The following is a 6,560-nucleotide window of genomic DNA, read 5'->3' as shown; positions in this document are numbered from 1 at the left end:
GCCGGATGAGTTTTACTTTAAACACCTGCCCGCAACACCCAAGGCAGCTTAAACAGAATCGCAAGATATTTCACTTAAAAAAGCAAACATTCTGTCCAACTAAACGGGGCCACCTCTCATATAACTTTGTAAGACCAAACTGTGAACAATAATTCTGTCTCTTTGAAACATGTTCTGCACTTAGTTGTATACAGATCATGCCTTAGACTTGCAAGAGTCTGATTTAAAAGTTCAATTGCCGCAGCAAGCCTTGCTGGTTCACAAAATGAAGTAAACCTGTCTGCGATAAAACTCGCAGCTGGGGATAACTCATTTAGAATAACATCATTACCAGTTGTAAGAGCTGCCACCCCAGTCATTCCGCTACCAGCAAATGGGTCAAGTACAAGACCACCTTCTGGCAAATATTTCTTGATAACTTGCGCTATACCTTGAGGAGGAACCTTAGTATGATAGGTATGTGCGTCATATGTGTAAGTATTCTTACCTGCAGAAATCCCCTGCGCAGCAGCTTCAAGAACTGTCCTAGCAGACTCCCTGTGATCACTGAGTATGACAGGAAGTAATTTTTTACCTAATCCCCATAAATCATTTTCTCGCAATCTGTAAATAATTGGGGTATCTGCATCCTTTAGTTGCTTGATAACCCCTTCGAATTTTTCACGGTTTTTATTATTACGAATTCCACGCGATGCAAATATAACTTTAGAATTACCGTTTTTTAGATCAATTTTTCTTCCAGATTCGATTTCATTAAGAAGTGATTTCAAGTGCAAAATAATATCATTGCCAGGATCAATATCGCCTCTAGCCCATCTGGCAAGAGAAATGTGAGATGTCCCCAGATAATTTGCAAGATCTTTTTCGCTTAGACTACATTTTTGAAGTACTTGATTTATTAGTTCTGAGTTTAACATTTTGAGAGTGACGACTGCCGATCACGAATTGTACCGATAATGAATGCAGGAATTCATTCATCCATTTTTTTTATTTAGTTCAACATGCCAATTATCATCAAACTTACAAATTCGCACCTGTAAAATTTGACCAAGCTGAAGTTTATGTATGTTGAGATTGTTGTGTGAGTTGATTCTTATTTGATAATACTTGCCCCCAGATCTCCACCCAATATTTATTGATGCAGGAAGGGCTGGATCAGACATAAATTTTAGAATTACATTAGTGCTAACATTAAGGCCATTTTCTTTAATCGCTTGATAGAAGCGACTTGGTATAGTAATGAGGTTGCCTCGTCCAAGGAATGATTTGTTGATAACAAATTCAAACTCAGAAATTGTATTTTGGTGACTCATGGAAATCCTCAATCAAATGTCCGTTAGCAGTAGAAACCTATAGAACTGTTGAAGTTTATCTGATAACAGATTAGCTCTCAACTTAGTCTAAAGCGAATATCCTAATATTGACGAACACCCTTACCAGGCAAAGATTTATAAAAATCTCGACTTAGGTAGACAAGTTTATGATTTTTTTATTTTGGAGCCGATGACAAACGGATTAAAAGAAAAGCTTAATGATTTAAACATAATCACTAATTAATAACTTACAGCGCTCACAATCTTGTTTGAATGTAACACTTTTCTAATTAACTTGATATTCAAATTCCGAATCTACAATACATTCAGTTAATTTGATTGAACTATAGTTTTCATCCTGATTTGCATCAGCCGTGTATGTTGCTTTATAGCACGGTGAATCTTTATTTTCGGGCATTGCAACTAAATTGTTTATAGTTGGCCTTTTTGAATCGATTTCCTCGATAATCTTCATATTTATACTAGCATCTGGTTCAACGTCAATAATAAAGCCAGATGAGAAGTAATTTTTATTGGTACCATCTTCCTCTGTTTTAAGTCTGATTAATGATTGTTGATTATTGGATTTTTCCAAAACAATCAAATATCTTCCATATAAGCTATCGTGTGCAATCGTTGGGAATATCCATTTTTCGTTTATTGATGCAACTTTTAATCTGGTATTATCCCTTTGATCCCGGACTAGAGGAATTAATTTACTTATGTACGCCTTACAAGATCTATCACTATGATAATTGATAAAGCCTGGTTCATCTTCATCTGGCAAAAGTGTAAATATTCTTGCTGAAATCTTATCCGTTTTGGCAAGGTTAAGTTTTGATTTAAGCCAAAGAACTGACCCAGTAGTGATTTTACTTGGTGGTGTTTCAATTATTGCAGTGTGCTTTGCCACCAAAGTTTCTTTTTGAAAGAAATTAAAATCAAGTGGAGCGGCAATCGCAATTGATTTAGTCATTAATAAAAAGTACGGCATCAAAATGCAAACTAAGGATTTAGACATTCTCAACTCCCTGTATATTAGTTATTAACTGTGCAGTACTTTCCATTTCTTTTACAGTCAAGGTATGGAAATACCATTGAGTCCTTCCAGAATTTAGCTGAACTCTCTTTTATTTTTTGTGAATTAATAAGACCAACTATCAGCTCGTTGATACTTTTTAGACTTACTTCATCCATATCGTCTAGTAGTTGCTGAGTATTATTTAATTGACTCAAAGCATTTTTCAATGCTCCGTCATCATCCCTGCTTATATTCAGACCTGATTTATCTTGTAAAACAATTAGATCTGCAATGATTGCAATTGCCGATTTTTCGCAGTAAGTATTGAACAAGCAATATACTTCTTTTTCTGGCGCCATTAACAAATCGTTTAAAGCTAAGTTCAATTTTTTCTTGAAATCAGCAGATTTTTTTGGGGGAGGGGTATTTTTAAATTCGTTTCCAATTGTTTTTATTCGTCCTATGGCCTGACTTAAACGATATGAAAATTCTAATTTCAAATGTTTGATTTGGATCAGTCTACTTTCTTCTTTTTCAGTTCTAAGTCTCTCATTCTTATAATTCTGGTCTATGGATTGATAACTAAAAATGCATAAAGGAATAAGAATATAGGTTAAAACTGTTTTACCTAGATCAGATGAAAAAAAATGAAGTATTTTTGATGATAAAAACGTAAAAGAACGACTCAGAAAATTCATACTAACTCCTTGTACATTCTTAAACTCGATTAAAAATATAGGCTATTAGTTGATAAGTTTACATCAGCTCCGAAAATAAAAAAGATCCATGGCGTTAAACTTAAATCTCTCGCAGTACTTGCCCACCTAACAGAGCCTAATATCAACGCTAGCTCGCTCAAACCTGGATAACTCTCAACTTCCACGCCAAGCCAATATAACGGCCAACGATTGCCACCGGGATTACCATCGCATCAGCCATCCCTCGATTGCCTGCTTATGCCTCAAGGCGTGCGACTATGGGCGGACTTTCGGCCTGCGGATAGGTGAATTTTTGAAGTTGCTTAGGTGACCAGTGGCTAGAAATCCTGAAAAGCTGGAATTCTGAAAACCTGAAACTCAACTACGATTTTTGAAATTAGCGAAATGCTGAAAAACTGAATTCTGAAACACTGTTCAGTATCAAGAAAGAAAAACGGCTCACATTTCTGCAAGCCGTCTTTTATGTTTTGGTAGGGTGTGCGGGGATCGAACCTACGAAAAACGGATTAAATTTTTTTTTAAATTATTGATTAATATTGACATTTAACTGCCAATGCTCGCCAAAACTCGTATCGAAATTAAATCATAAAGTCTTTTAAAGCTTAGAAGATGCCATGAAATGGATACATATCAATAGTCCATCATAATGTTGGTGTCACGTAAATCCAATAAAAGCAATCATCTGCAACTCAATTTACAAACTCAATGACTATCGCAACTGTTGTGCTACTTTTTCTATTTTCAGTCATGTCTACATTTTCTTACGCTGAATTAAAGCTAATTGATGAAGCTGCTTTACTTGTTGAACAAGCCAAAAAAGATCCCGATACCGTTGCAAGTGTTAAAGCGCTTGCAGCGAGCGGAGATCCTGCAGGAGAAAATAAATTAGGTTTATTTCATCTTCAGGGTGTTGGTATGCCCAAGAACCCTTCTGAAGCCTTTCACTGGTTTGAAATGTCTGCAAACCATGGATATGCATCAGCCATGTCGAATCTGGCTGGCCTATACTTTAAAGGTGTTGGAGCAAACCAAGATTACCCTCGTGCTTTTGAATGGTATACCAAGGCTGCCAGCAAAGAATATATTCCGGCAATGTACCTATTGGGAAGTATGTATTTTTTAGGTCTAGGCACCGCACGTGACTATCAACTAGCCGCCTATTGGACACGTAAAGCAGCAGAACAAGGATTTGCTGATGCTCAGAATAATTTGGCTGTATTGTACGGTGAAGGCAAGGGTTTACCAAAGGATCATTTAAAAGCCACCGAATGGCTGCGCAAAGCTGCAAATCAACAACATCCAGCATCACTATTAACTTTAGGGTCCATCTATGCTAATGGACTAGGCGTTAAGAGATCATTTGTCGTTGCCTATGCATTGTATACAGTTGCCGCTGTTAAAGATAAATTAAATGCACAATTTTATCTCTACACAATTTCGCAAGGCATGAGTAAAGAGGAAATCAATTCAGCCATTACGCTCAGTAAAGAAATGCTGATAAAAGACAACTTTCTTATTGCACTGGATCATTTTACGAGTTCTAAAAACCAATAATTTGCTCTTCTATAAATCTACGCTTCTTCATTACATCCACTCTACTGCTGAAAAACTAAAACTCTGTTCAGTATGTAGAAAAGAAAAACGGCTCACATTTCTGCAAGCCGTCTTTTATATTTTGGTAGGGTGTGCGGGGATCGAACCCACGACAAACGGATTAAAAGTCCGCTGCTCTACCAGCTGAGCTAACACCCCAATGTTTTCTTGTCTGCCGCGCTGTTTTGCGTCAAATTTGAAAGAACGCGATTATGGGGGATTTACGGGAATTGGTCAATGCTGTTTTTGCTTTTTTTGTATAAAAAGTTTATTTTTTCCTGCATCCCGTTTTTCCCTTTACATTCCCGGCAATTTACCACCCATCATGCCACCCAGGCCGCGCATCATTTTGGCCATGCCGCCTTTGCTGAACATCTTCATCATTTTTTGGGTTTCTTCAAACTGCTTGAGCAGGCGGTTGACGTCTTGCACTTGCACGCCACTGCCTGCGGCAATGCGCTGTTTGCGGGTGGCTTTAATAAGCTCGGGCTTGCGGCGTTCGAGCGGGGTCATGCTGTTGATGATGCCTTCAATACGGCGCATGGATTTTTCGGCGTCGTCCATATTGACCTTTTGCGCCATGCCGGCCATTTGTGCGGGCATTTTGTCCATGAGCGCACTCATGCCACCCATTTTGCGCATTTGCAGCATTTGGGCTTTAAAGTCTTCGAGGTCGAACTTGGCACCTGACTTAAGTTTTTCGGCAACCTTTTGCGCCTCGGCCATATCGACATTTTTATGGGCTTGCTCAATCAGGCTGAGCACATCGCCCATGCCAAGGATACGGCCCGCCATCCGGTCTGGGTGAAAAGGCTCGAGGCCATCCACTTTTTCACTGACACCGATAAATTTGATGGGTTTGCCGGTGACATGCCGCACGGAGAGCGCCGCACCGCCTCTGGCGTCACCATCCAGCTTGGTGACGATGACACCAGTCAGCGGCAGTGTTTCGCCAAAGGCTTTGGCGGTGTTGACGGCATCCTGCCCTTGCATGGCATCGACCACAAACAGGGTTTCGGTCGGTTTGAGGAAAGTGTGCAGGTCTTTGATTTCGGCCATCATGGCTTCATCAATCGCCAGACGACCGGCCGTATCGAAGATCACCACATCGTAGTAGCTCTTTCTGGCTTGCTCCATGACTTGCGCGGCAATATCGAGTGGCTTTTGCTGCGGGTTGCTATCAAAGCAGTCAATCTCGAGTTGCTTGGCCAGGGTTTGCAGTTGGGTAATCGCGGCCGGGCGATACACGTCGGCACTGGCCAGCAATACTTTTTTCTTTTGTTCTTTAAGCAGTTTAGCCAGTTTGCCTGAGGTGGTGGTTTTACCCGCCCCTTGCAAGCCTGCCATCAAGATCACTACCGGCGGCACCGCGGCCAGATTGAGGCCAACATTAGCTTTACCCATCAATTCGGTCAGCTCGTCGTTAACCACTTCAATCACAGCTTGGCCAGGGGTAAGGCTTTGCAGCACTTCACGGCCATTGGCGCGTTCTTTGACGCGGGCAATGAAATCCTTCACCACCGGCAGGGCCACGTCCGCTTCAAGCAGAGCCATACGTACTTCACGCATGGCATCGCTGATGTTTTCTTCAGTCAGGCGGGCCTGGCCACGCAGGTTTTTAATCACGCCTTGCAGGCGGCCGGTCAGATTTTCCAGCATGGGAATGTCTCTCTCTTACAAATCCTTAAACAGACTGCGATTTTACATCATGCCGTGCACGCGCAGAAAATTGCGTGCAGGTAAAAATACATGCGTCTCGCCTGACCAAGGGCTAATACAAGTATGTTGTCATGGTTAGAGGTGGACCCGGAAAACTGGACAGTGTTTTAAGTGATATTCTTGCTTAACCTTGCAGCCGATAGGCGGCAGAAAGCAGAGAAAGAAAGCAATGAAACGTACCCGAAGAACCCACGC

Annotated in this window: 6 protein-coding genes and 1 tRNA gene; 1 reads left to right on the top strand and 6 read right to left on the bottom strand. The window is 40.7% G+C overall.

What is annotated here, in order from left to right; all coding sequences use genetic code 11:
• Nucleotides 1–116: 116 nt before the first annotated feature.
• The 4 genes from Q9291_RS08920 to Q9291_RS08905 all read right to left on the bottom strand — a co-directional run bounded on the left by Q9291_RS08920 (nucleotide 117) and on the right by Q9291_RS08905 (nucleotide 3,032).
• Entirely contained in the window at nucleotides 117–917 is an 801-nt protein-coding gene (locus tag Q9291_RS08920) for a DNA methyltransferase (protein ID WP_306389693.1), read from the bottom strand.
• 57 nt (nucleotides 918–974) lie between these two features.
• Nucleotides 975–1,313 (bottom strand): hypothetical protein, encoded by a 339-nt coding sequence (locus Q9291_RS08915; protein ID WP_306389692.1) that lies wholly within the window; start codon nucleotides 1,311–1,313, stop codon nucleotides 975–977.
• 286 nt (nucleotides 1,314–1,599) lie between these two features.
• A complete protein-coding gene (locus Q9291_RS08910; RefSeq protein WP_306389691.1) occupies nucleotides 1,600–2,334 on the bottom strand; it encodes a hypothetical protein in 735 nt (244 codons plus the stop codon).
• Nucleotides 2,335–2,351: 17 nt separating this feature from the next.
• Nucleotides 2,352–3,032, bottom strand: coding sequence for a hypothetical protein (locus Q9291_RS08905; protein WP_306389690.1), 681 nt, complete (start codon nucleotides 3,030–3,032; stop codon nucleotides 2,352–2,354).
• A 726-nt stretch (nucleotides 3,033–3,758) separates the two neighbouring features.
• Between Q9291_RS08905 and Q9291_RS08900 the strand changes: the two genes are divergently transcribed.
• Entirely contained in the window at nucleotides 3,759–4,607 is an 849-nt protein-coding gene (locus tag Q9291_RS08900) for a tetratricopeptide repeat protein (protein WP_306389689.1), read from the top strand.
• A gap of 122 nt (nucleotides 4,608–4,729) precedes the next feature.
• Here Q9291_RS08900 and Q9291_RS08895 read toward each other — a convergent pair.
• A tRNA-Lys gene (locus Q9291_RS08895) sits at nucleotides 4,730–4,805 on the bottom strand.
• A gap of 138 nt (nucleotides 4,806–4,943) precedes the next feature.
• Nucleotides 4,944–6,305 carry a signal recognition particle protein gene (gene ffh, locus Q9291_RS08890; protein WP_306389688.1) on the bottom strand — a complete coding sequence of 454 codons (1,362 nt, stop codon included), beginning with the start codon at nucleotides 6,303–6,305 and terminating at the stop codon, nucleotides 4,944–4,946.
• Between the last annotated feature and the right edge of the window lie 255 nt (nucleotides 6,306–6,560).

Origin of the sequence: Methylophilus aquaticus (assembly GCF_030769565.1) — a bacterium.
In the GTDB taxonomy this organism is placed as follows: Bacteria; Pseudomonadota; Gammaproteobacteria; order Burkholderiales; family Methylophilaceae; genus Methylophilus; species Methylophilus aquaticus.
Note: the sequence above shows the minus strand (reverse complement) of the source record. Positions and strands in the feature narration are given on the sequence as shown.

Coding starts and splice junctions, on each gene's coding strand:
- Q9291_RS08920 (WP_306389693.1), bottom strand. CDS start 917: ATGTTAAACTCAGAACTAATAAATCAAGTACTTCAAAAATGTAGTCTA.
- Q9291_RS08915 (WP_306389692.1), bottom strand. CDS start 1,313: ATGAGTCACCAAAATACAATTTCTGAGTTTGAATTTGTTATCAACAAA.
- Q9291_RS08910 (WP_306389691.1), bottom strand. CDS start 2,334: ATGTCTAAATCCTTAGTTTGCATTTTGATGCCGTACTTTTTATTAATG.
- Q9291_RS08905 (WP_306389690.1), bottom strand. CDS start 3,032: ATGAATTTTCTGAGTCGTTCTTTTACGTTTTTATCATCAAAAATACTT.
- Q9291_RS08900 (WP_306389689.1), top strand. CDS start 3,759: ATGACTATCGCAACTGTTGTGCTACTTTTTCTATTTTCAGTCATGTCT.
- ffh (WP_306389688.1), bottom strand. CDS start 6,305: ATGCTGGAAAATCTGACCGGCCGCCTGCAAGGCGTGATTAAAAACCTG.